This is a genomic window from Pelagicoccus sp. SDUM812005 (genome assembly GCF_031127875.1).
Lineage (GTDB): Bacteria > Verrucomicrobiota > Verrucomicrobiia > Opitutales > Opitutaceae > Pelagicoccus.
Genome location: NZ_JARXIA010000084.1, coordinates 1 through 484 on the forward strand (window position 1 = coordinate 1; position 484 = coordinate 484).

Consider the following 484-nt stretch of genomic DNA (forward strand, 5'->3'; position numbering starts at 1 on the left):
AAGCGTTCCTTGACCTCGAAGAACTTGCGCCGGGCGTGCGCCCAGCAAGCGGCCAGCTCGATTCCCTCGCTGGACTTCTCCAGCTTCGGGTACGCCTCGTACATGTCGGACTGGACCACGCCCTCGAAGCCTCCCAGGTACGAGGTGACCGAGGCGTGGCAGCGCCCGCCGCTCCACTTGTACCAGACGTCGCCGAGCGGCCTGGTCATGCCGCAAAGGTAGCCGGTTCTCGTCTTCTTCTCCCCGTAGTCGGGATCCTGATACTTGATCGGCGTCTCGTCCACCTGGACGTAGCCGCCTTCCAGAAGCTCGAGTCGCATGTGGTTGTAAATCGCTTGAGCCACTCGGCGACCTTCTCGACCCAGCGGACCAGGTTCTGGCGGCTGACGGCGAAGCCGTGCCGCTTGTAGATCGCGCATTGGCGGAACAGGGGAAGGTGGTCGAGGAACTTCGAGACCACGACGTAGGCGAGCAGCTCGGCCGA

Annotated in this window: 1 protein-coding gene; it reads right to left on the reverse strand. The window is 63.6% G+C overall.

All coding sequences use genetic code 11. From position 1 onward, the window contains the following. A partial coding sequence (locus QEH57_RS24790) for a transposase (RefSeq protein ID WP_309009497.1) occupies window positions 1–344 on the reverse strand: 344 nt, incomplete at its 3' end. Window positions 345–484: the final 140 nt, after the last annotated feature.